Source organism: Christiangramia sp. LLG6405-1 (assembly GCF_045055805.1).
In the GTDB taxonomy this organism is placed as follows: domain Bacteria; phylum Bacteroidota; class Bacteroidia; order Flavobacteriales; family Flavobacteriaceae; genus Christiangramia.
In genome coordinates, this window is sequence record NZ_CP159330.1 from 2,134,948 (window position 1) to 2,155,615 (window position 20,668).

At 38.4% G+C, this 20,668-nt stretch carries 24 protein-coding genes; 15 read left to right on the top strand and 9 right to left on the bottom strand.

All coding sequences use genetic code 11. From position 1 onward, the window contains the following. Positions 1 to 21 precede the first annotated feature (21 nt). From ABVM50_RS09830 to ABVM50_RS09855, 6 genes are all read left to right on the top strand, one after another. On the top strand, positions 22 to 708 hold the full coding sequence (locus tag ABVM50_RS09830; RefSeq protein WP_405198413.1) for a TetR/AcrR family transcriptional regulator: 687 nt from the start codon (positions 22 to 24) through the stop codon (positions 706 to 708). Then, positions 701 to 2,365, top strand: coding sequence for a peptidase domain-containing ABC transporter (locus ABVM50_RS09835; protein WP_405198414.1), 1,665 nt, complete (start codon positions 701 to 703; stop codon positions 2,363 to 2,365). The genes ABVM50_RS09830 and ABVM50_RS09835 overlap by 8 nt, the downstream gene beginning before the upstream one ends. 5 nt (positions 2,366 to 2,370) lie before the next feature. Beyond that, positions 2,371 to 3,723, top strand: coding sequence for an HlyD family secretion protein (locus ABVM50_RS09840; RefSeq protein WP_405198415.1), 1,353 nt, complete (start codon positions 2,371 to 2,373; stop codon positions 3,721 to 3,723). Then, positions 3,720 to 5,108: a TolC family protein gene (locus ABVM50_RS09845; protein ID WP_405198416.1), complete on the top strand. Its 1,389-nt coding sequence runs from the start codon at positions 3,720 to 3,722 to the stop codon at positions 5,106 to 5,108. Before ABVM50_RS09840 ends, ABVM50_RS09845 begins: the two co-directional genes overlap by 4 nt. A gap of 86 nt (positions 5,109 to 5,194) precedes the next feature. Then, positions 5,195 to 5,698 carry a hypothetical protein gene (locus ABVM50_RS09850; protein ID WP_405198417.1) on the top strand — a complete coding sequence of 168 codons (504 nt, stop codon included), beginning with the start codon at positions 5,195 to 5,197 and terminating at the stop codon, positions 5,696 to 5,698. After that, entirely contained in the window at positions 5,619 to 6,635 is a 1,017-nt protein-coding gene (locus tag ABVM50_RS09855; RefSeq protein ID WP_405198418.1) for a transporter, read from the top strand. The genes ABVM50_RS09850 and ABVM50_RS09855 overlap by 80 nt, the downstream gene beginning before the upstream one ends. Before the next feature lie 47 nt (positions 6,636 to 6,682). Here the strand turns inward: ABVM50_RS09855 and ABVM50_RS09860 are convergent, their stop codons facing one another. Genes ABVM50_RS09860 through ABVM50_RS09870 form a run of 3 tightly spaced genes read right to left on the bottom strand, consistent with a single transcriptional unit; the run spans position 6,683 to position 8,210 of the window. Continuing rightward, entirely contained in the window at positions 6,683 to 7,135 is a 453-nt protein-coding gene (locus ABVM50_RS09860) for a methyltransferase family protein (RefSeq protein WP_405198419.1), read from the bottom strand. A gap of 4 nt (positions 7,136 to 7,139) precedes the next feature. Further along, on the bottom strand, positions 7,140 to 7,853 hold the full coding sequence (locus tag ABVM50_RS09865) for a DUF2490 domain-containing protein (RefSeq protein WP_405198420.1): 714 nt from the start codon (positions 7,851 to 7,853) through the stop codon (positions 7,140 to 7,142). Between the two features lie 9 nt (positions 7,854 to 7,862). Next, on the bottom strand, positions 7,863 to 8,210 hold the full coding sequence (locus ABVM50_RS09870; RefSeq protein WP_405198421.1) for a rhodanese-like domain-containing protein: 348 nt from the start codon (positions 8,208 to 8,210) through the stop codon (positions 7,863 to 7,865). Positions 8,211 to 8,298: 88 nt separating this feature from the next. Here ABVM50_RS09870 and ABVM50_RS09875 point away from each other — a divergent pair, with 88 nt between their 5' ends. Beyond that, positions 8,299 to 8,886: a class I SAM-dependent methyltransferase gene (locus tag ABVM50_RS09875; RefSeq protein ID WP_405198422.1), complete on the top strand. Its 588-nt coding sequence runs from the start codon at positions 8,299 to 8,301 to the stop codon at positions 8,884 to 8,886. Positions 8,887 to 8,929: 43 nt separating this feature from the next. Here the strand turns inward: ABVM50_RS09875 and ABVM50_RS09880 are convergent, their stop codons facing one another. Then, positions 8,930 to 10,333, bottom strand: a complete 1,404-nt coding sequence (locus ABVM50_RS09880) for a rhodanese-like domain-containing protein (protein ID WP_405198423.1) — start codon at positions 10,331 to 10,333, stop codon at positions 8,930 to 8,932. A 185-nt stretch (positions 10,334 to 10,518) separates the two neighbouring features. Between ABVM50_RS09880 and ABVM50_RS09885 the strand changes: the two genes are divergently transcribed. Then, positions 10,519 to 10,791, top strand: coding sequence for a hypothetical protein (locus tag ABVM50_RS09885; protein ID WP_405198424.1), 273 nt, complete (start codon positions 10,519 to 10,521; stop codon positions 10,789 to 10,791). 48 nt (positions 10,792 to 10,839) lie between these two features. On the opposite strand, the gene ABVM50_RS09890 is transcribed toward ABVM50_RS09885, so the two are convergent. From ABVM50_RS09890 to ABVM50_RS09910, 5 genes are all read right to left on the bottom strand, one after another. Further along, positions 10,840 to 11,406, bottom strand: coding sequence for a carboxymuconolactone decarboxylase family protein (locus tag ABVM50_RS09890; RefSeq protein WP_405198425.1), 567 nt, complete (start codon positions 11,404 to 11,406; stop codon positions 10,840 to 10,842). 67 nt (positions 11,407 to 11,473) lie between these two features. After that, positions 11,474 to 12,037 carry a TetR/AcrR family transcriptional regulator gene (locus tag ABVM50_RS09895; protein ID WP_405198426.1) on the bottom strand — a complete coding sequence of 188 codons (564 nt, stop codon included), beginning with the start codon at positions 12,035 to 12,037 and terminating at the stop codon, positions 11,474 to 11,476. A gap of 161 nt (positions 12,038 to 12,198) precedes the next feature. Continuing rightward, positions 12,199 to 12,675 carry an ASCH domain-containing protein gene (locus ABVM50_RS09900; RefSeq protein WP_405198427.1) on the bottom strand — a complete coding sequence of 159 codons (477 nt, stop codon included), beginning with the start codon at positions 12,673 to 12,675 and terminating at the stop codon, positions 12,199 to 12,201. A gap of 95 nt (positions 12,676 to 12,770) precedes the next feature. Further along, positions 12,771 to 13,514, bottom strand: coding sequence for a DUF3891 family protein (locus tag ABVM50_RS09905; protein WP_405198428.1), 744 nt, complete (start codon positions 13,512 to 13,514; stop codon positions 12,771 to 12,773). Then, the gene (locus ABVM50_RS09910; protein WP_405198429.1) at positions 13,511 to 14,527 is read right to left on the bottom strand and encodes a helix-turn-helix domain-containing protein; all 1,017 of its coding nucleotides are present in this window, start codon (positions 14,525 to 14,527) and stop codon (positions 13,511 to 13,513) included. The genes ABVM50_RS09905 and ABVM50_RS09910 overlap by 4 nt, the downstream gene beginning before the upstream one ends. Before the next feature lie 188 nt (positions 14,528 to 14,715). Here ABVM50_RS09910 and ABVM50_RS09915 point away from each other — a divergent pair, with 188 nt between their 5' ends. From ABVM50_RS09915 to ABVM50_RS09945, 7 genes are read left to right on the top strand one after another with little or no spacing between them, the layout of a single operon-like run. Continuing rightward, a complete protein-coding gene (locus ABVM50_RS09915; protein WP_405198430.1) occupies positions 14,716 to 16,170 on the top strand; it encodes a glycosyltransferase in 1,455 nt (484 codons plus the stop codon). Further along, on the top strand, positions 16,145 to 17,206 hold the full coding sequence (locus ABVM50_RS09920) for a glycosyltransferase (RefSeq protein ID WP_405198431.1): 1,062 nt from the start codon (positions 16,145 to 16,147) through the stop codon (positions 17,204 to 17,206). Before ABVM50_RS09915 ends, ABVM50_RS09920 begins: the two co-directional genes overlap by 26 nt. Next, on the top strand, positions 17,203 to 18,261 hold the full coding sequence (locus ABVM50_RS09925) for a glycosyltransferase (protein WP_405198432.1): 1,059 nt from the start codon (positions 17,203 to 17,205) through the stop codon (positions 18,259 to 18,261). Before ABVM50_RS09920 ends, ABVM50_RS09925 begins: the two co-directional genes overlap by 4 nt. Next, positions 18,251 to 19,120 carry a glycosyltransferase family 2 protein gene (locus ABVM50_RS09930; RefSeq protein ID WP_405198433.1) on the top strand — a complete coding sequence of 290 codons (870 nt, stop codon included), beginning with the start codon at positions 18,251 to 18,253 and terminating at the stop codon, positions 19,118 to 19,120. The genes ABVM50_RS09925 and ABVM50_RS09930 overlap by 11 nt, the downstream gene beginning before the upstream one ends. Positions 19,121 to 19,136: 16 nt before the next feature. Next, positions 19,137 to 19,775, top strand: coding sequence for a guanitoxin biosynthesis heme-dependent pre-guanitoxin N-hydroxylase GntA (gntA, locus tag ABVM50_RS09935; protein ID WP_405198434.1), 639 nt, complete (start codon positions 19,137 to 19,139; stop codon positions 19,773 to 19,775). 14 nt (positions 19,776 to 19,789) lie between these two features. Beyond that, positions 19,790 to 20,368: a hypothetical protein gene (locus ABVM50_RS09940; RefSeq protein WP_141877479.1), complete on the top strand. Its 579-nt coding sequence runs from the start codon at positions 19,790 to 19,792 to the stop codon at positions 20,366 to 20,368. A 4-nt stretch (positions 20,369 to 20,372) separates the two neighbouring features. Beyond that, positions 20,373 to 20,630, top strand: coding sequence for a hypothetical protein (locus tag ABVM50_RS09945; protein ID WP_405198435.1), 258 nt, complete (start codon positions 20,373 to 20,375; stop codon positions 20,628 to 20,630). The last annotated feature ends 38 nt before the right edge of the window (positions 20,631 to 20,668 follow it).

Genomic DNA, 20,668 nt, shown 5'->3' on the forward strand with positions numbered 1-20,668 from the left:
ATTTGCCTGAAATAAGATTAGGTGGATAAATTATATCAGAATATTAATATTTCGGTGAATTCAGAATTATTTCTGAAAGATCCTGAGTCCAGTGAGTTAGGGAAAAAAATTGTAGGGCAGGGAATCCTTCTTATTGATGATATTGGTTTTGAAAAGTTCACCTTTAAAAAGCTAGGTGTTCAGATCAAATCTAACGAAAGTTCTATCTATCGCTATTTTGAAAACAAGCATAAGTTCCTGGTATATATAACCAACTGGTTCTGGGGCTGGAAAGAATTTCAGTTGACCATGTCCACCTATGGGATTTCAAACTCCAATGAAAAGTTATTGAAAGCCATCGAGGTGATCACGCATCCTGTTGTTCAGGATTTTAGATTTCAGCATATAAATGAGGTTGCCTTGAACCACATTATCATTAATGAATCTTCAAAATCTTATCTTACCAAGGAGGTGGAAACAGATAATAAGGAAGGCTATTTTTCCATTTACAAAAGACTGGTCACCAGAATTGCGGAAATGATTTCTGAAGTATCTACAGATTATGAATATTCTCTTAGCCTTTCTAGCATGGTTCTGGATGGCGCTTTACATCAGCATTTTTTGAAAGACCATATTCAATCGATAACAGACTGTTCAGAAAAGAAAAGTGTATCCAATTATTTTAAAGACCTCGTGATCAATACCCTAAAAATTGAACTCAATGGCTGAAGAAAAAATGACCGCCTGGCAGCGCTTCGTTGGCCTGCTAAAGCTTGATAAAAAAGATTTTCTGCAAATTCTTTATTATGCAATTTTCGCCGGACTGGTAAACCTATCGGTTCCGCTGGGAATTCAGGCTATTGTAAACCTTATTCAGGGTGCTCGTATTACTACCTCATGGATCATACTTGTAATTCTGGTGACTCTGGGGGTTGCATTCGTTGGAGTGCTTCAGTTAATGCAGATCAGGATTCTGGAGAATATTCAGCAGAAAATATTTACAAGGGCATCTTTTGAATTTACCTACAGATTTCCGAAGATCAAGATGTCTGAGCTTGAGAACTTTTATCCTCCGGAGCTCGCCAACAGATTCTTTGATGTCATTACGATACAGAAGGGTATCGCCAAACTGGTTCTGGACTTTCCAGCCGCCATTTTGCAGATTGTCTTTGGATTAATTTTACTTTCATTATATCATCCTTTCTTTATTTTCTACGGAATATTACTGGTACTACTTATATACCTGGTATTCAGATTCACCGCAAAACGAGGTTTGAATACGAGTATCAAGGAATCTAAGATGAAGTATAAGATCGCTCACTGGATCCAGGAAGTAGCCAGAACATTAATTAGTTTCAAGGTAGCTGGAAAAACCAAACATGCCATCCAGAAGAATGATGTACTTGTAACTAAGTATCTTGAAGAACGTGAGAGCCACTTCCAGGTGCTTAAGCTTCAATTTATTCAAATGGTCGGTTTTAAAACTCTTGTTACTGCCGGTTTACTTTTAATAGGAGGTTTCCTTGTACTTAATCAGCAAATGAATATCGGGCAGTTCGTCGCTGCAGAGATCATTATTTTATTGATCATTAGTTCTGTAGAGAAAATGATCATGGGACTGGAAAACTTTTACGATTTACTGACTTCCCTTGAAAAACTCGGTGAAGTAGTAGACAAAAAACTGGAAAGATCTGGAGGGGACACTTCATTTTCTGAACATAAAGATCTGGAAATAGAACTTAAGAATATTGGTTTTAAAACTCCTGACGGGCAGGAAGTTCTAAAAGATATTAATTTGACAATTAGGGCTGGTGAGAAGATACTCCTGAAAGGTCCAAATGGTTCCGGGAAGTCTTTATTACTTAGGATTATCGCAGGATTGATAGAACCAACTCAGGGAAAGATCTACGTTAATGGAATTTCGTTGAAGAATATAGATCTCAACTATTATCATGGTCTGCTTGGACAGTCGCTTACAGAGGAGTCACTGTTTGAAGGTACATTATTAGAGAACCTTACATTCGCTGATAATACCATCACCAATTCAGCAATTTTTTCGGTACTGGATAAAACCGGTTTAAAAGAATTTGTACGTCAGCAACCCGATGGGCTGGAAACTTTGATCTATCCAGAGGGAATGAAATTACCGCATACGGTCGCCAAGAAGATCATTCTGGCCAGGACCTTATTACGGAACCCAAGATTGTTGATTCTGAATGAACCTTTACATCAAATCGATTATGAAGAGGAGAAGCGTATTGTAGATCATTTAATGTCTGAAGATCAACAATGGTCTATCATAGTCGCCAGTGGTGATGAAGTATGGCAGAATCGTTGTAATCGTCATATCATTCTAAGGGATGGTAAACTTGAATCTAATCTTTAAAGACTATGCTTAACATAACTAGAAATCCATTGAATGAGCAGGTTGATCTAAGGCAATTCAAAGCCGGGAAAAAGGTTCTGCATACAAGACACTTTAAATACTTCAACAGATTCCTGAAGTTCTCGGCGGTCTTTGGAGTGGTCGTACTTTTCCTTCCGTGGACCCAGACGATATCGGGAAATGGATCTGTGACCACTTTGAGTCCGGAGCAAAGACCACAAACAATACAGTCGGTCATCCCGGGTAAGATCGAAAAGTGGTTCGTTAATGAAGGAGATTATGTTGAAAAGGGAGATACAATTCTGCATATTACCGAAGTTAAAAACGAATATTTTGATCCATCTCTGGTAGAAAGAACCGGTGACCAGGTAGCTTCCAAGTCTAATTCCTTGAAATCCTATGATCAAAAGATTACTGCTTTAGGTACACAGTTACAGGCTTTGGCACAGGAGCGGGAACTTAAGCTGGAACAGGCGAGAAACAAACTCGAGCAGGCTAAACTAAAAACCAAAAGTGACAGCATTGATCTGCAGGCTGCTAGGACAAATCTAAGCATTGCTGAAACTCAGTTTAATCGTACAAAAACTCTTCAGGAAGAAGGTTTGAAAGCGATGACAGATGTTGAAGAAAAGCGACTTAAACTGCAGGAGACTCAGGCGAAACTCATTTCGCAAGAGAATAAATTGATGGCGAGTAGAAACGATATAATTAATGCCAGAATCGAAATTAATCGTACTGCTGCAGAATATAGCGATAAGATTTCCAAGATTCAAAGTGATCGCTCCTCTGCAGAATCTGGAAAATTCGATGCTCAGGCTGAAGTGAGTAAACTGGAGAACGCCTATACGAATTATGAAATGAGGCAGGATCTTTATTATGTCAAAGCGCCGCAGAACGGATATATAAACAAGGCTATTAAAGCCGGGATTGGCGAAACTTTTAAGGAAGGAGAACAATTGGTGAATATCATGCCTTCAGATTACGATCTTGCTGTGGAAACCTTTGTGAAACCAATTGATTTACCGCTATTGCATAAGGGTGAAGAGGTTAGAGTTCAGTTTGACGGCTGGCCAGCGATCGTTTTTAGCGGTTGGCCAAATGTATCTTATGGTACTTATGGAGCCAAAGTAGTGGCTATAGAGAATTTTATTAGTCCCAATGGAAAATACAGAGTTTTACTGGCTCCAGATGAAAACGATCATGAATGGCCAGATGCTTTAAGAGTGGGGTCGGGGGCTAATACCCTGGCTTTGCTGGAAGACGTACCGATATGGTATGAATTATGGCGTCATTTGAATGGCTTCCCTCCAAATTACTATACTCCGGAAGGTCAAACTCAAACCGATAAGAAGAAATGAGTTTAAAAAAGACTTTGCTTATCGCCCTGCTGCTTCTGCCTATGTTACAATATGGCCAGACTCAGGATAGTATCGTACTCAATTTTGAAGATTACCTGCAGATGGTTAAAACTTTTCATCCGGTAGTTAGACAGGCAAGATTGAAAGCCGATCTTGGTGACGCAGAATTGCTCAAGGCTAGAGGTGGGTTTGACCCGAAGATTGAAGCTAATTACGATCGAAAGGATTTTAAGGATACTCAGTATTATGATCTTTTTAACGCAGCTTTCAAGATCCCAACCTGGTATGGAATTGAACTGAAGGCAAAATTTGAACAAAACGAAGGTTATTATTTAAATCCTCAAAATACGGTGCCAGATGATGGTCTGTTCGCAGCTGGGATCTCTGTGCCTATAGGACAGGGATTGTTCATCAACGAACGAATGGCTGCCTTACAACAGGCAAAAGCATACCAGCAGCAGTCCATTGCAGATCAACAACTTGCGGTAAACAAAGTCTTGTACGAAGCATCAGTAGCTTATTTTGACTGGATTAGTGCATATCGGGAACTTAAGCTTTACAATAATTTTATTGAGAATGCACAATTTCGATATGACGGGATCCTTTCCAGTTTTGAAGTAGGGGATAAGCCAGCTATTGATACTCTGGAAGCCGATATTCAAATACAGGACCGTAAGCTGAGCCTTGAGCAGGCACGATTGAAGTTTTTTAAGGCTTCTCAACAGTTAGGAACCTATTTATGGGCTGAAAATAATACGCCTTTAGTAATTAGGGAGCGTGTGTATCCTGAAGATGCGTTGTTCGAGAATAGCACGATTCCTGCCGAATTTCTAAGCGATACTGAAATTACCACGCACCCGAAAATTCGGTCATTGGAGTATAAGGTGGAGATACTGGAATTTGACAGAAGATTGAAAGCGAATAAATTACTTCCAAAGCTGGATCTTGAATATAATTTTCTAAGTGGTGACCCTGATATTTTAAGAAGTTTTGTCAATGAGAATTATAAGGTTGGCGTAAATTTCAGTATTCCATTATTTCTTCGGAAGGAACGCGGAGATTTACAAAAATCTAAGATCAAACTTCAGGATGCAGAATTAGAATTATATAGTGAACAGCTCAATCTTCAGAATAAAATAAGAGCATTGAAAGAGCAATTTCTGTCCTACCAGGAGCAGGTATTGATGATCAATCAATTGGTAGAAAATTACGAAATCATGCTCAATGCTGAAGAACGAAAGCTGCAACTTGGTGAAAGTTCTGTATTCCTGGTGAATACCCGGGAAAAGAGTTTGATAAGTGCACGACTGAAGCAAATTAGCGTGCAGGAGAAACTCTGGAACACCCGCGCGGAGCTTACCCAGGTTCTGGCAATTCTGGAATAAATTAACATTTAGTATCATCAATTTTTCCAAAGAACTCTAAGCTTCAAGCCTTGGTTCATCGTATCTTTGCGGTCGGAAAAATGGCCATGCAAAAGTCTTTCAGTCTATTCGTACTTCCCCTCTTTATCTGGAGCATGTTAGCACCCGTACTTCCGGTTTTCGAATATTTTATCAATTACGATTATATAGTAGAGGTTCTATGTATCAATAAGGATAAACCTGAGCTTGAATGTGATGGAAAGTGTTATCTAAAAGATCAACTTTCAGAAAGTTCTATAATCAAGAATGACACTTCAGAAGAACGACTTGTTGATTACAGGTATAAACCTTTACCACTTTATTTCCATCAGGGAACTAAGATAATTACAACTCAATTCGTTACAGGTTCTAGCAAGGTATTGCCTGATTACAAAATAGTTGCTACAGAATATATTACTGAAATTCCTTCTCCTCCTCCGCGGAATTTTCTGCTTTCCGTGGAAAAATTAAGTCAACTTTTAATATCAAGAAATGAAGAAATTTTTAATCCCTTTTCTGGGATCAGTATTGCTGTGCTCAAACATGATGGTAGCGCAGGAGAAGTGGAGTAGTGACAGGGCAGATGGACATGCACCAATTAGCATTATGGGTGATCATACTCATAACAAAGGTGAGTTTATGCTCTCATACCGATATATGCCAATGTGGATGGACGGATTGATAAGTGGTAGTGATGAGATCGAAAATGGAGAGGTATTCGACAGGTATATGGCGGTTCCTCAAGATATGCGTATGGATATGCATATGCTTGGAGCGATGTACGCCATTTCCAATAAAGTAACCCTTGCGGCTATGCTGAACTATATTGATAACGATATGGTTCTTAGATCTAAAATGGGTATGAATTTCACTACAGAATCTTCAGGATTTGGTGATATCGCCGTAAATGCGCTGGTGAACTTTTATGATAAGAACAGGCAAAAAATGCACGCGAATATTGGTGTGTCGATACCTACCGGTGATCTGGAACAGTCTGGTGATACGCCAATGATGGAGAATGCGAGACTTGCATACCCTATGCAGTTGGGCAGTGGTACGCTGGATCCAACAATTGGAGTCACTTACCTTGGACAATCTGATAAACTTTCCTGGGGTATTCAGCCAAAATTCAAATTTAGATTAGGTGAAAATTCTCAGGATTATAATCTTGGAAATCGCTTTGATGCAGTCGCATGGACTGCGTATAGTCTATTCCAGAGTTGGAGTGTTTCAGGTAGTTTGAGTTACTTCGATCAACAGGAGATCGATGGTGTTGATGCAGAAATGAATCCTATGATGATGCCTTTATTCGATACTACAAATTCGGGTAGAAGTCAGTTAGATCTGGGCATTGGAAGTAATTTTTATGTGCCAACCGGTACATTAAAGAACCTAAGAGTGGGCATTGAAGTAAAGCTACCATTATACCAGGATGTGAATGGTATTCAGATGAAAAACCAGCTTGCTGGAACTATCGGACTTCAATATTCTTTGAGTACAAAAAAGTAGTCTTTAAAGCTGCTGAATATTAAAGCCACTCTGCAGAGTGGCTTTTTTTATAGAAATTTTCTGGTTTTCTTTCTATAGTATTCATATTCCGGATACTTCAGTAGTAAGAGTCGCTCTTCATAATTTGATTTGAAGTAGAATAATATGAGTAGCAACACGGTGATGATAAGTTTAAATTCCGATTCAGAAAAGATTCCGAAGCTAAAAGCGCAGAGAACTATTGAAGTATATATTGGATGCCTGGATATCGAAAATGCACCACTGGTAATCAATTTACCGCTATCTACTGGTGTAGGGAAAACAGACAACATATTTCTGAGTTGAAATAGTGTAAATAAAGCCAACCCAATTCCAAAGATGCCGGGAAGCAAGGTGATCATTCTTAACCAACCTGAGAGCTCTATTCTAAAGAGATCTACTGGTATGAAATAAGTAATGAATAATAGCAGCTGCAGACTAACGAAAAAGTAATCCTTCACCTGCAAATTCCCTGAGCGCATCATTTTAGAAAGTGTAACTTAAAATAGTATCCCATATATGCCTGTGCAGATCATTTCCAGATCCCGGTAAAATTATAAAGTGATAGCCAGAGGTAATATTCAGGCCTTTCGCAATGCCTATACGTGGTCCTATAAATACCCAGTTTTGATCCACCGTGTCTGGTAAGATTCCGGAATCAAAATTTAGAAATAACTCATCATAGGCTACCAGAGATATATTAGGATTTTTCAAGACACCTATACTGGCTGTCAAGCGGTATCTTAGTCGAGTTCGGTAATTACTACCATCAATAAGTTCCTGGCCATCACGCTCTACGATCGCATCGATAAAACGTTCCTCTACTCTCAATCGATGATTAAAATTCATTGAACCAATTTCGTGGGACAGTGCAACCTGTTGCCAGAGATTATGCTCATAAAAATCTGGTTTGGCGATGTTTATATTTTGATCATTATGCAGATAACTATACCCGGCAGCAAAACTAAAAATACTATCAAGTCGATAATCGACAGACGGCCGAATTACAGTTTGTTCATGATACTTAAGAAAAGAAGTGGTACGATGATGATATTCCAGCCTTACATTCCAGTCTTCGCCAATATTCTTAGTTACAAATGCAGCATTCCAGCTGCCGTATTCCTGTCTATCCTGGGCATGCCCTGCAATTGAAAAACCTAAAATTGATAATAAGAAGATTGCGTAATTTATTTTTCTCATGAATTTTTTTTAGAGATCATAGCCTGAGATTCCTCCTCTTAAATCATAGATCTTTGTAAAACCATTGCGGGATAAAAGCCTGGCAGCCTTCATACTTCTCATTCCGGACTGACAGTAAAGATAAACAGGCTCAGATTTGGACCAATGAAATGATGCCTTTAGAAAATCATTCTTTTGCATAAGATCGTGATTGATCGCGCCGGGAATTACACCGGTAGCGAATTCTCTTTTCGTACGCACATCGATAAGTTTCGCGGAATTTTTTGAAATAGCTTTTTTAAAATCAACCGGATCTAACCTGACTATGTTGTGATTTTTGTTTTGCTGACTTCGAAATAATCTTTGGAAGAGGTTCATTTAATTTTTTTGCTAAAGTAAGATAGAATTGCCACCTGTTGAGTAATATAAGTTGCTTCTCTATCTTTGTTTCGAAAATAAGACTCCGATGGAAGAATCACAAATATTTAAGTACATACAAAACATGGATATCTACCTGATCGACCGGATCATGAAGCAGAAGTATAGGAGAAATGATAGAATACTTGATGCAGGATGTGGTGAAGGTAGAAATCTAAGATGGTTCGCCGGCTTTGGTTATGATATTTGGGGAATTGACATGGACGTTGAAAGGTTGAGCATCGCCAGGGAAATCTTTCCAAATTTAAGAGAAAATTTGATGCATGCAAGGCTTTCAGAAATACCATTTCCAGATGCTCATTTTAATCATATCATTTGCAACGCTGTACTTCATTTCGCTGAAGATGAAAATCATTTTTATAGAATGTTTTCAGAATTGATGAGAGTTCTGAAGCCTACAGGAAGTATTTTAATTAGAACAGCTTCTAATATTGGTTTGCTGGAAGCTACAGAAGACTTATCTGATTCTTATAATGATAGGAAAGCAGGCTATTATCTAAACAGAGAGACTATTTCCCAGTTACTGGACAAATACGACCTTAAACTGCTGGAACCTATCAAAACTACAAATGTTCAGGATATTAGAGCGATGACTACCCTGGTTCTACAAAAATAAAGGCGATCAAAAAGACCGCCTTAAATATTCAGAAGTTTATCGCTTATAATGTAGAAGGACACACATAGTTAGTCGTTTTGAGACCAGCTTCCCTGATGGCTTTAAAACCACCCTGTACATCGACCAGGTTATGAATTCCCCTGCTTTTCAAAATTGAAGCAGCGATCATACTCCGGTAACCGCCGGCACAATGAAGATAAAATTTCTCATTTTCAGGATATTCCGATAGGTGCTCATTGATTTCGGAAAGAGAGGTGTGAACTGCATCAGGCAAGTGTTCAGATTGGTATTCGCCTGGTTTTCGTACATCAAAAATGGGTACATCTTCTACAATTGACTTCAGTTCTGTCGCATTGATCGTTTCCACAGTATCGGTTTCTTTTGAAGCCTCGATCCAGGATTTAAAACCACCTTTTAGATATCCTATGGTATTATCGAAACCAACCCTGGAAAGTCTGGTGATTGCTTCTTCGATTCTGTTTTCATCACCAATTAGTAAAATTGTTTGCGCAATATCCTTGATAAGATCGCCTACCCATGGAGCGAAACTGCCATCAAGACCTATAAATATCGAGCCAGGAATATGTGATTTTGCAAATTCATCCTGGTGTCTAATATCCAACATGACCGCACCAGTCTCAATCGCTGCTGCTTCAAATGCTTCAGGACTTAGTGCTTGTAATCCTTTAGCCATCACTTTATCGATACTTTCGTAACCTTCTTTATTCAGTTTGACATTCATTGGGAAATAGGCAGGAGGAGGTAACAAACCATCAGTGACTTCTCTCAAAAATTCAGCTTTAGTCATATCTGCTCTCAAGGCATAATTCATTTTCTTTTGATTACCCAGGGTGTCCACTGTTTCCTTCATCATATTCTTTCCACAGGCTGAACCTGCACCGTGGGCGGGATAGACTATAATATCATCTGCAAGCGGCATGATCTTTTCACGAAGACTATCAAATAATATTCCTGCAAGTTCTTCCTGGGTCATACTGGCGGCTTTCTGAGCCAGGTCAGGACGACCAACGTCCCCAAGGAAAAGTGTATCACCAGTGAATATTGCGTAATCCTTCCCATTCTCATCCTTCAGTAAATAGGTTGTACTTTCCATGGTGTGTCCCGGAGTATGCAGCACTTTGATCTTCAACTTACCTAGTTTGAACTCCTGTCCATCTTCAGCAAGGATCGCGTCAAACCCTGGATTCGCCTCTGGCCCGTAGATAATGGGAGCATTTGTTTTTTCTGAAAGTGTTACGTGTCCCGAAACAAAATCAGCATGAAAATGTGTTTCAAAAATATAGCTGAGTTTTGCACCAGCTTCAGTTATCCTATCCAGATAAGGCTGAACTTCCCTTAGCGGATCTATAATAGCGACTTCTCCTTCACTTTCTATGTAATAAGCGCCCTGAGCCAGGCATCCCGTATAAATTTGTTCGATTTTCATGATTGTAGCGTTTAATAATACAAAGATAGGATTGCAGATTGGAAGCTAAAGTAACATTGGTCACCTAAAGCAACCCGGATACTACAAATCGTGTACTTAACAAAGACATAATGCGACCCCGCTTTTTTTAAAATAGCAGAAACACCAATTCAAAACAAAGCGGTTAAATTACCATAAACTAATGTATGAATGTACAGCAACTCTTCGATACTCTATTTAGCCTATTTAGAAATGGTAAGAAAATGCACATTTTTTATGTTGAAAAGGGATTAAGATTTGGTAAGTATCATGTACTACATCTGGATGACTGTGAATTGTTACCTGATGAGAGTGGAAGAGTGGAAATAGGAAGAGGAAATGATGTTGATACGATCCTTACACAGGCGAACCAGGAATATGAAAACGTAAAACTTTGCCAGGAATGCTGTGAGTCGGATAAACCTAAATTGAAAGCATAAAAAAGAGCAGCCTTTTGGGGCTGCTCTTTTTAAAATATGTATGTAAAATTAAGCGTTCCACTTAAAAGGCTCAAAACCTTTATCGATTGGAGTTTCTGCAATATGATTGGTATAGTTACTAATCACTTTCTGAGAAAGTCCTAGTACGATATCAAGCAATTGTCTTTGAGAATAACCTGCATCATAGAATTCCTGGATCTCAGATTTAGAGATATTTCCTCGATTCTTAGTAAGAGTAAGCGTCGTATTTCTTAGAACTTCAAGCTTTTCAGAAGGTAGTTCAGTTTTATCACGTAAAGCATCACTAATAGCATCATCAACTTTCATCGCTTTGGCGATAGCCGTGTGAGCTGGAACGCAATAATGACATTCATGCTCCACATTAATTGTTTGCCATACTACGGTTAGTTCATCCTTGTCAAATGATGAATTGGAAAATAGCTCATGTAACTGTTGGTAAGCGTCCAGCAGTTGTGGGGAACCTGCAAGTACTGCATGCAAATTAGGTACATTTCCATAAGCTTTTTCAGATTTTTCTAAAAGTGCTTTCCCACCTTCAGGAGCAGATTCTTTCGTGTGTACAGTTAAAACGTCTGTGTTCTTTTCAGTATTCATAATTATCAATTTTTAGTTAAAGATTTGATCGTATCTAAACGACCATTTAGTTTACGGGTAAATTTTTTTATATGTTCTTAAATATGTTTTCTATGTAATGTTTTAATTGATCTTCAGAAAAAATTCTGGTGGCAGAGGAAAGTCCGAACATCGATATCAACAGGTAATCTGCCTGTTCTTCGATCTTATCCAGATCGTTATTTCTTTTATCTCTAAGTTTATCCGCAAAAACCTGTTTGATCTCATCGGTAAAACTCTTTAGAACCTGCGGAATTTTCTCCTCGCTTTCTAGACCAATTTCATTCGCAGTATTGGTGACCAGGCAACCCTTACCATTTTTTGTATCTCTCGTGAAATCTACAAAGTCGTAAAAGTATTCTTTGATCGCTGGTATGCCATCTGTAGACTTTATTAGCTTATCGATTAGAACGAATAATCTTGACTTATAGCAGTCTAAACTTTTAAGAAACAGGCCATCCTTATTGCCGAAACTAGAGTAAATAGAGAACTTATTTATTCCCATTTCTTTCTCAAGCATTTGCATCGAAGTGTTGCCATAACCGTTTTTCCAGAAAAGATTCATTGCCTTTTCTGCTACTTCTGTTTCGTTATATTTTTTAGTTCTTGCCATAATGCTGGTACAAAACTAACCAATCGTTTAGTTTACACCAAAAGCTTTAAGAAAACCTTATCATACTGGATCTTGACTAAGGGTGTAACAGATCTATAATTAGGTATATATTGTTTTGCGCTTCAGTATACAGCTTGGAAATGTTCCTAAGTATTTGGAGATTATAACTCACTATATATTCTTCTGAAATGTTCACAAGCGATGATCATGTTCTCATCAAATTCATCGCTGTAAGTTTCCATTTCTCTTTCGTAATAGGCCTGATGTACTTCTTGCCAATACTTCAGTGACTTATCTCCTTCTCCTTCAATCTCTGCAAATTCCGCGGTAATTTGATTAAAAGCTACGTGTTCTATTTTGGTAGTTTTAATGATTGCCTTCGGATTGCCTTTCCAATCTGTTACAATAGCGAGATCGCCAACTTTCGGTAAGATTTCATTATGCTGCTGGAACCACCAGAGTGAAGTAGCTGTGGCTTTCTTAATATCCTTCACAACCAGGTCTGCACATTCATCTGCGTCCTTCTTATTGTCACAAAAATAGTAGGATTGGGGAATTGCCTTGGAACAATAATCTGGGTTTGAACTTACAAATCTGTTCCAGAACTTTTCAATATCAGATCTAGTGTTTGTATTCATGCTTTTTTTGTAGTTATTAGCATTACTAAGATCACTAGAAAACTTCAGTTAACTACATTAGTATGTAGAAAGAATCTGCTGAGCTCTATAAAGGATTATTTCAATTTACTGATTTTCCAGTGCCTCAGACTAATTGGAGTATTCCGAAGACAATCTTCAAATTCTTTATTTCCGGAGAATGACGCCTTTTCCAGCATTTTGTATTCACAACTTAACTCGAAAGAATCCTGTTCAAAGATCCACGGCTCTATAAAGATGTCATCAGCTTCATTTCTTGAGATCACATATTTGGTATTCTGAATACTTGTGTTGATTTCAAGTTCCCGATTTTTGGCGGGTACTCCATTCTGGCAAAGGATGAGTGAACATCTATCTGCAAATACCATGATCTGGTAAAGGTCATGTACCTCCTGGTCAGTCATTGAATTTACTTTCATGAGTTCCTTTATTTCCACACTGATCTCATTCATAAAGCGATCAATCATTATGCTCTCTTCGGAAAGATCCTTGTATAAGAACTCAAGGTGTTTCATCACTAAAATCGTGACCCAACTTGACTTAAGCCTGGCTTGTTCGAGTAACCTGCGACTTCTTTTAATGATCTCGTTGATATTCCTGTCCTCATCAAGAAAATCCTGCGGAGTTCCAATTTTAGTGAGGTAGTCTTTTTCTCTGAAGTTTAACTGCCGGTCGTCATGTTCTACGATCGCAGTTAGAGTAGCGACCCAGTTTCTACCTTTAATATCTTGCTTCAGTTCGTCTGCAATTTTACCCGCAAGCAATCCGTGTGCAGAATGTGAGAAGATCTCCCAGCCTTCAGCATTAGAATTTACGATCATACTTTATCTTTTTTTCTTACGGCAGTTGGAGTCATTCCATACTTTTCTTTAAAGATCTTGGAAAAATGACTTCTGCTGTTGAGTCCGACTTCATATACGATCTCACTAATGGTCTTATTGGTGTTCAGCAATAAAAGCATCGCAGTTTCCATCCGCTTGCGCTGAATGTATTCATGAACTGTGCAATTAAAAAGTATTTGAAACCCTTCCTGTAATTTAGTTTCGGTAATATCAACCGATTGTGCCAGGGAACTAATATTGCCAAGCTCTGCGATGTTTTTATCAATTTGAAAGATCACCTGTTTTACCTTTTCAAGATCTCTTTGCCTGAGTACATTTTGATGGTCCTCTGGTTTACTATCATCCCGGTAGAGCATAAGCATGTATGTAAGAAGCTCCAGTGCTTTTGCACCATGATAGCTGACCCTTTCCAGTCCGGGCGTCGTAAAATCTCTTAGCTCCTGGATGAGATGAGACATTTTAAGACTGTATTGTGTATGATGATATAGAGTACGAATGGCATTCGTATCTGCAAAGATCCTATGATAAATATCGTCCATCTCTTCCAGTGGAAAAGTAAGCTGATCCACAAATTTCTTCCTATCCACATCCAGCATAACTACCGAAATAGTCATCCCACCTGGAAACATGATCTTATTTCCGCTGCCACTGTTCGCGCCAATGATCACCGATTGATCCTTTTCAATATGATGAACAATCTCCTCGTTATGGAAACTATGGTTCAGTCGTCCTTCCAGAACATATATAAATTTAAAAGGATGCACCAGATCTCCGTGAAAATTCAGGCAGGTGTCTTCCTTTAACTGAATTTCAAATCTAAAAATTCCAACGCCACTCGGGAAGTTGATACCTGATATTATTCCATCTCCATAATCGTTTGAAAATTCTAAATATGCTTCTCCATACTTTTCTGAATAGTCAGTTTCAAAAGCTGATGCTAATTCTTTTAATATCGATTTTGCTGAAGTTTTGGCGATCTTAACAGTCTGCATTTTAGTGGTCGATTTTTGTAATACTAAAATATTAACAAGTCCGTATACCTGCAGTAATCTGAAGTTAAACCTTTCCTAATTAGAAGAATATCGTTAAGCGCAAATGTAAAACCGCACACTTTCAAGCGCTACTTCCACCAAATTCGTAAAAAGAAAAGGAAATTTTGAAAGTATCTCAAAACATTTTAATGCTTAGTTACATCATGATCTTTGTGATGGTACTATCCTATTTTGTAGTTGGTTTTGAATCAACTTTGATGTTATTTCTGAGCTTTCTAAGTCTTCTAATGTTTGTAGAATCTGTGGTAAGAATTAGATTCTGCCGTCGCCAGAATAAATTGGGATCGAAATCTGCCAAACTTCAAAAATCACCTAAGGTTTCAATTCATATTGCCATCTGTAATGAACCTTCAGAATTAGTTATAAAAACAATTCGGGCAGCTCTTCAGCTTAACTATGAGAATTACGAGATTGTAGTACTGGACAATAATACTTCAGATAAAAAGCTATGGAAACCGGTTCGGGAATTTTGTAATAGATATCCCGAAAAGGTGATCTTCAAACACTTTGACAAACTTGATGGATACAAGGCTGGAGCGTTGAACCAGTGCCTGAAACTAATGCACCCAGATACAGAATATATTTTTACTGTAGATGCGGATTATATATTGAAACCAGATAGTCTTTCTAAGGCTGTAGTGGCGATTGATGGTACAGATGCGGCAGTGGTTCAGTTTCCTCAGAATTATACACTTCATCATGAACGCCATGGTTTATTCAACGAATTGGAACACTTTTTTAGCGGGTATGCCCAAGCTGGAAATCGTAGTCTTAGCACTTTACCAACCGGAACCTTGTCTATGGTGAGAGTAGAATCACTACTTTCTGTATCAGGTTGGCCTACAGAATCACTTACAGAAGATGCACACCTGGGAATTAAATTCCTGTCTGAAAAGTTTACTACCTACTTTTCAAATCAAATTTTAGGGCAGGGAGTTATGCCAGGAAGTATTGCAGATCTACGCAAACAAAGACATCGCTGGGTTTATGGAAATACTCAGTGTTTCCTGAAGTTTTGCAGTGTTCGGGTGAAAGACCAGTGTAAATTATCAGTTTTCATGCAATTATCTGCATGGGTGAATTTACTTTCATTTCCAATCGTATTTAGTTTACTTTATATACTGGCAGAAATATTTACGAAGTGGCTGATTTCAGACTGGATTCCCATGCTTATTTTAGGTCAGTTTAGTATTTATGTGTTCGGTAAATTATTCTTATTTCTGTCCAATTCTAAAAACACCTTTCAATATAATTTTAAAGCCTTCCTGGTTCATTTAGCACTGAGTTTTGAGATGGCTTTTTCACCTATTATGGCGTTGATAGGAATGCCGGCTAGTTTTGTTACGACCAGCAAATTTGCATCGGTTTCCAGTCTCAAACATATTCCGCTCAGGATTCCAACGCTTTTATTTATGATGACGATGTTATTATTTGCGGTGGGAAAAACTGGAATCGCCATGTATAGCCTTCAGGTAAGCTTGCTTTTTCTTCTATCAGGAATTTACCTCTATTCTGAATTTACACCTAAATCGATTAACCAACTAAAAATACTTCCAGATGAAAATAGCCATTCTCGCGCATAATAAATTTCCCATTGCCGAGCCGTATGCCGGAGGATTGGAAATGATCACCCACCAGCTGGTGCATACGCTTATGGAACGGGGACACGAAGTTCATTTATATGCGTTATCTGGTTCAGACCCTCAGTTTGACGTGACTTCTCTCGATATTGTTCAGGTTGCAAATAATGAGCTGACCGAATCCAAAATTGATGAACTTATGTATAGAAATGTACTGGAGATCATTGAATCCATAGATTATGATGTGGTACACAATCACAGTATGCATGAACTACCGATCATTTGGGGAGCAAGTAGCAGGCACCAGTTTCTTACTTCCTTTCATACACCGGTTTTTGATAGCATTCATACGGGCCTTGAAAATATCTTCGGAAGAGATCATAGTGAAAAATTTAGCGTGGTAAGTAAAAAATTAGGCGAGACTTATGCTCACTTACTTCCGGAAAAAAATGTAGTCTATAACGGAATTGACACTGCTGCATGGACTTTTTCCAAATCTGCTGAAGAAGATAAACTTTGTTGGATTGGTCGTATCTGCAAGGAAAAAGCCCCACATCTGGCTATAGATTATGCCTTAAAAGCAAATAAGAGAATTGTTCTGGCCGGACCACTTAGCAATTCTGAATATTTTAAAGAATATGTAGAGCCAAGATTAGAACTCGATGGAGTCGAATATATTGGACATCTGAAGCATAAAGGTTTAAATAAACTAATTGGTTCTTCTGAAGCGACCTTATTTACCAGTGTATGGGACGAACCTTACGGACTCGTAATTGCTGAATCACTGGCATGTGGAACGCCTGTGATATCTTTTAATGTAGGAGCTGCCCCGGAAATCCTGACAAAAGAAACCGGTTTTCTGGTCGAACTTGAGGATGAAGCAGGATTTGTAAATGCAATCAAATCCTGTACGAAGCTTGACAGAAATGATTGCCGAGAGAGAGCTATAGATTTTTGTGACAAGGCGCAAATGGTTGATGCTTATGAAAATCTCTATGATAAAATGGTCTCGGAACAACTGAAAAAAGTTGCGGTATGATAGGGTATTACGCACATCAGCATGGTAGTGGTCATCTCAATTTTGCTCGCTTATTTGCAAAGGTTTTTGAAGATGAGATCTGCACATTTAGTAGTTTAAAGAAGCCTGAGGCTTTGCAGGGGCAATTCGTGCAATTGCCAGATGAAAATCCAGATGGCACGGCAATTAGTGATAATCAGATTCCAGTACCAGATTATCTGCATTACAGTCCGGTGGGACAAAAATCTATACAGTTGCGCAGCGCTCAAATTCTAAAGGAAGTTGTGGAAAGGAACATCAAATTAATGATCGTGGATGTAAGTGTGGAATTAGCAGCTTTGATGAGGGCGTCTTCAATACCGTATGCTTACGTAAAACTGCCTGGTCACAGGAGTGATGCTGCACATGTACAGGCTTTTCAAGGTGCTGTTTTTGTCCTTGCATATTATCCTGAAGAATTCGAAAGTAAGCAAACGCCTGAATGGCTTCGGAAGAAAACTATTTATCTAGGCTTTATTACCGATCGTAAGATCGGTCAACCAATAGCTGCAACTTCAGAAGAAGTTAATAACATACTCGTAATTAGTGGAGGAGGAGGTAATGATAGACTTATTAAAGCGATCAATATACTTCCGAAACGTTTTGCTTCCGCAGAGATCAAAGTTATTGGGATACCGGAGGAAAATTTCAACAATGCAAGGATCAGGAATTGTGGTTATGTTCAAAACTTTCAGAATTTAATTGAGCAGGCTGATCTTGTGGTGGCGAATTGCGGACTCAACTCCGTAACCGAAATTTTGCAGTCTAAGAAAGCTTTTGTGGCGATCCCGGAAGAAAGACCTTATGAAGAACAGGAGACTACGGCATCCCATCTTTACCAGCATGATCTGGCGATAGATCCAAATTCTATAGTTGAACTGGAAGATTCAGAAATCTTAAAGCACAGAATATGGGATGTGGAAAATGACCTTAGTGCCATTAGTAAATTGAAAAAGCATTTAAATGGGAATTATGATCGCCTACCATTAATTCCTGAACTATTTGCAAACCAACAAAAACAACAGCATGCAGAATAAAGTAAAATTTTCAGTAATCACCATCGTAAAGGGTAGGGAAGAGCACTTGCATAATTTACTGCAGGGTGTCAAAATGAGTAGCCTGCAGCCAGATGAGATCATGATCGTATCTATTGATGAGGTGCCAGAGCTTTCTGGTTTTGAGGATTTACCTATAGAAATTATAAAAATAAGTTCTCAAGGCTCAAATCTGCCTATTGCTGAGGCCAGGAACATAGGGGCTCAAAATGCCAAATTGGACCACTTGATATTTCTCGATGTTGATTGTATTCCTCATCCAGACTTTTTTGATGATATTATCACGCAAGGTTTTGCTCATAAAACATTAATTATGGGTAATCCACATTATCTTGAGAGTAAAATTCCGCAGGATTTTGAGTTGAACGATCTGGAACAACACAGCGCTGCGCATCCTGCCAGGCCAGAGATCAATGAACTAGCCGAAGCCAGTGATTATATGCTTTTCTGGAGCCTTGCATTTTATATTCCGAAGCAGTTATTCAAAGTACTGGAAGGTTTTGATGCGCAATTTACCGGCTACGGTGCAGAAGATACAGATATGGCGATGAAGATTAGTCAGCTTAAAAGTATTTATCCCTTGCTATTGTCACCTGCAAAAGTTTATCACCAGCAACATCCGGTGCATTCACCACCAGTTCATCAGGTAGAAGCCATCGTTATAAATGCACGAATATTTTACGAGAAATGGGAACGATGGGTGATGGAGAACTGGCTAGAGGAATTTACTAAGCTTGGTTTAATCGAATGGCAGGCAGATAGAAGTACTATTAAAATACTGAAGCAGCCAGATAAGGATTTGATTGAGAAGTCCTACCGGCCAGAGGCTGCTTATATGTAGATATAAAAACTGAATGATGATGAAAACGAAAGAGAAATTTGAACATTGGATCCTTGAGGAGGATCATCCTTGTATCATGGCTCAAACAGTATTTAGCCAGGAACATGTAAAAACTAAACAATACGGGCAGTTGGGTGACCCTTTGCAAACGGAAGCTTTGCTAAAGGACCTTAAAAATTATATCGCTGAATATGATTTTGAAACAAATGACTTTAAATCTTTTATCGCTGTTTTTCCCGAATCCAATATCGCTACGGAAGATGAATTTGAGCGATTGTTATGGAAGCAATTAGAAGAAATTGAGAAAATCGATACGAAAGATTGGGATCCTTCCGTAACCAAAGATCCAGAGCATGATAATTTCAGTTTCAGTATTGCCGGAAGATCTTTCTATATTGTAGGTATGCATCCCAATAGTTCGAGACAGGCTCGTAGAAGTCCGTATCCTTCGATTGCCTTTAACCTGCATGTGCAATTTGAGAAATTAAGGGAAATGGGTGCTTATGAAAAGGTGCGTGATAAAATTAGAGCCAGAGATAAAGAATTACAGGGAAGTATGAATCCAATGTTAGAAGACTTTGGATCATCAAGTGAAGCAAAACAATACAGTGGTAAAGCTACCGAAGATGATTGGGTTTGTCCATTTCACCAGTAAAAAAATAAGGAGCAATGAGAAATTTCTTTAAGGAAAACAGAAAAGCAATTTATGGCGGAATTGTAGCTACCGTATTCACAGGCATAGGAATATTCCTGTTAGGTCAGCTTTCCGGTTATGAAGCTAAAGAACTTATTGAATCCTCTCATAGTGGTCTAAATATGCTTTGTAATACGATCACTCTTGCCTCTGCCACGATACTAACCTTGTTATTAACGCTACTGGGAATAAGTACAGGAACTGAATCGAAACTTAAAAGCGAGCATTACCATCAGGTTCTGGATATCGCAAAACTTGATACCGTACTAATAGTTAGTGCAATTGTAATGTTTCAACTATTTAATATTCAGATCACAGAAGCAGATAATGTACCTCTAAACTGGTATTCGTCCATTTACTGGATAAGCTTATTCTGCACTTCAGTTTTAAGCGGAATGATGATCACGGTTGTGCTAATGCTATATACGACCATTACAGCGATCATTCACATTGTTGGTCTTAAGAACGACCATAGATTGATTACCAGAGAAGAAGAGGAAGAGAAAAAAGAAGAAATAAAGAACGAAAAAGAGAAGATGTCGAACGAAAAATGATATTATGAATGCAACAGCCAAACACCTGCAAACAATCAATTCAATCCTGTCCAATAAACAACTGAGCAAGAAAGAATTTAAATTTTTAAATAGAATTGAAGCAGACCATGTAAAAAGTATATCAATCACCACAGATGGCGGTTTTGATCCTGAATCGGGAGAATTTCATAAAGAAGACCGCCCTTTGAATTACAAGATCCGACTCAAGTACACAGATGCTGGAAATCTTCGATTCAAATGTTTACATGCAGAGAAAGCATAAAAAAAAAGCAGATCAATTATTGATCTGCTTTTTTTATA